The organism is Anaplasma phagocytophilum, from assembly GCF_023476575.1.
Classification (GTDB): Bacteria; Pseudomonadota; Alphaproteobacteria; order Rickettsiales; family Anaplasmataceae; genus Anaplasma; species Anaplasma phagocytophilum_A.
The window spans coordinates 1-2,463 of the sequence record NZ_JAHLEX010000126.1 but is presented as its reverse complement, the minus strand read 5'-3'; the positions used below and the strand labels follow the sequence as shown (position 1 = coordinate 2,463).

The 2,463-nt window shown below is 40.7% G+C and carries 3 protein-coding genes and 1 tRNA gene; 3 read left to right on the top strand and 1 reads right to left on the bottom strand.

Translation table 11 applies throughout. The annotated features are described in order from the left end of the window. Positions 1–202 (bottom strand): hypothetical protein (locus KPX09_RS04975; protein WP_249549261.1); only part of this gene is annotated, 202 nt, incomplete at its 3' end. A gap of 281 nt (positions 203–483) precedes the next feature. Here KPX09_RS04975 and KPX09_RS04970 point away from each other — a divergent pair. The 3 genes from KPX09_RS04970 to KPX09_RS04960 all read left to right on the top strand — a co-directional run bounded on the left by KPX09_RS04970 (position 484) and on the right by KPX09_RS04960 (position 2,270). Further along, positions 484–975: a hypothetical protein gene (locus tag KPX09_RS04970; protein WP_249549260.1), complete on the top strand. Its 492-nt coding sequence runs from the start codon at positions 484–486 to the stop codon at positions 973–975. Between the two features lie 40 nt (positions 976–1,015). Further along, complete coding sequence (locus KPX09_RS04965; RefSeq protein WP_249549259.1) at positions 1,016–2,074, top strand: methyltransferase; 1,059 nt, start codon at positions 1,016–1,018, stop codon at positions 2,072–2,074. Between the two features lie 108 nt (positions 2,075–2,182). Next, a tRNA-Leu gene (locus KPX09_RS04960) sits at positions 2,183–2,270 on the top strand. The last annotated feature ends 193 nt before the right edge of the window (positions 2,271–2,463 follow it).

Sequence of the window (2,463 nt, the reverse complement as noted above, 5' to 3'; positions counted from 1 at the left end):
AGTAGAAGAGTTCCCAAAGTGCTTCGCTCTTACTATATGCACCTTCACAAAACGTATAGCTTGAAAATCTGTTGAGAAAACCTTGTATGGAAGCGGTGTTTGATAGTGCGCTTATAAACTTGGATTGCTTACAACTTACGCGCCATCTTCTGAACAATGAGAATATCTGCAAACTGGGAAAAACGATCGACCATATTGGCAAGGAAGAACGCTCCTATACGAAGTAAGTGAAATTATTCTTCAAAATTGTGAGCATAAGAGTGTATTCTCTCGAAAAGTTGTGACGATTGTGCTACAAGGTAGGGGTTCTTGTCTTTATAAGGAAGAGTAGCACCACGTAAACAGTAGTTAATACAAAGTAAATGGTGAGCTGCTACCGTGTCGAGGCTTGAGCTTGACAAGTGCTTCGTCTACTAAGTTTTGGATTACTACTCGTAACGAATGAGTTATTATTGCGTGGTAGTGTGTGGTGGATTGTGTATTATGCGTATGCTTCTGATGTACAGCAGTGCGGTAATGTTGCTAATGGTTTATCGTAGTTTTATTAAGGCTTGCAGGATTGCTTTACTCGCATGTATGGTTTACGTAGACGAGGATGAGCTACGAGGATGGAATATGGGCTCACCGTTTGTTGGGGTTTCTGTTTCTATGCTGTGCTGCCTAGTGATGTTTCTTTTTTTGTTATTACAGGTAGTTATACTTGCTTGTCTTGTGGCTTCTGTGGCGAGATACAAAAGTTTTGCTGCTGTGGTTATGTGGTTAGCGTTGACTATGCATCGTAGGGTGTTTCCTTCTACTTGTGAGCGTGATGTCCATGTTGTATTACCGCAAGGTAACGTCTCTTCCACAAGTAATGATGAGGGAGTACGTAACCGTGTAGTAGGGAGTATTATGTGGCTCCAAAAAGTATCTAGCATGTCAGCTACCGAGATGTTACCTCTAGGTAGTTTTTGTCCTAAGAAGCAGTTAAGATAGTACAGATGGGTCTGCAAAAGTTTTTTGACTATGGTAAGCTATGAGGAATATTTTTGCTTGTTGTAGTAGAGGAATGGGGTCTATATTATCGAAAATTTCTGCTGCTATTCCTGGCGTTGAAGAGATATTTAGACTGATGAAACAAGGATGCCTTTCAGTCAGGGAAAATACTTCGTCAATACGAGATAAAACCGGCAATTTACTTGCCACAAATATAGATTTAGGATTATATCACTTTTACCGTGGGAGCATATCTGATGCCAAAACGCGTTTTTGGTTGATTAGCTTGGTGCGTCCTCGTTTACCTGAAGTGCACTACAACATTGGAAGATGTCATTTAGTACTTAAGCGTTTCAATAGTGCTATAGTAAGCTTTGAGAAGGCGCTTGCTCTTGATGGTAATCATAAGGAGGCGCGTTACTACTTAAACAAAGTGCTTAGCCCAGAGTCAATTACAGAAGTTCCGGAAAATGTAGTTAAGCAGTATTTTAACTACACCAGTGAGTATTTCGTTGAGCATTGGCTTATATCTAAGAATTACCGTGGGCATGAGCATGTGCGATCTCTTGTGATGAATTTTTTTGATGATAGGTTGTCAGATATACGAATTTTAGATTTAGGTTGCGGAACAGGAGTCTGCGGCCAATTTCTCAAAATGCGTGATATAGGAAGTCACTTAACCGGGGTTGATATATCAAGAAGAATGCTCGACATAGCGCGGCAGTGTTTTGTCTATGGCAAGCGAGCATATAATGCACTTGTATGTATAGGTATGCATGAGTTTCTGCGTGATAATACGGAGGAGTTTGATGTAATCATCATGACAGAAGTTCTTCACTACTTTGGGGATTTGAAAGAAATACTCAGTTTAGTGAGTAAGGCTCTTAGTTCCACGGGAATGGTGATAGGGTTAGTACGAGAAGCTGGTTCAAGCGGTTATCAGTTCATCAAGGAAGGGGACTTCTTCTGCCACTCATCCAGCTACATATCACAAACTGTAGCGGCAACAGGATTTCGCTTAAGTTACATGAATCGCTGTGAGATTTATGAAGACAAGGTACAGGGATTGCTCTTTGCGATATCTAAGAACACAGAGTAATGTGAGGGGTGCTTGTACATTCAACTTGGGCTTCTATATGGAGCTTATTCTGCAGACTTTATTGACAAGTAATTTACCTTTTCATTATCATGATCAGGTATATTCTGTGCGGTTATGGTGGAAATGGTAGACACGCAGCGTTGAGGTCGCTGTGGCTATATCAGCCTTGGAAGTTCAAGTCTTCTTAACCGCACCATTTCATGAGTCTCAAAATGTTTGGCCCAATTGGCAATTTTTTTGGTTTGGGGAACAATTTATTGAGTCGAGCTGTAAATGAAATACGGCGTTGTGCTCCAGTTATTCTCCATGAAGATGATAAATATTTGTTGGTTTTCGCTAGCGAGTTATTAGAGGAGCCATCTCTTGCCGTATTTAAGTCTTTTTCGGAC

What these genes read in the sequence shown, in the direction of transcription:
- KPX09_RS04970 (WP_249549260.1), top strand. Translation starts at nt 484, where the DNA reads ATGCGTATGCTTCTGATGTACAGCAGTGCGGTAATGTTGCTAATGGTT.
- KPX09_RS04965 (WP_249549259.1), top strand. Translation starts at nt 1,016, where the DNA reads ATGAGGAATATTTTTGCTTGTTGTAGTAGAGGAATGGGGTCTATATTA.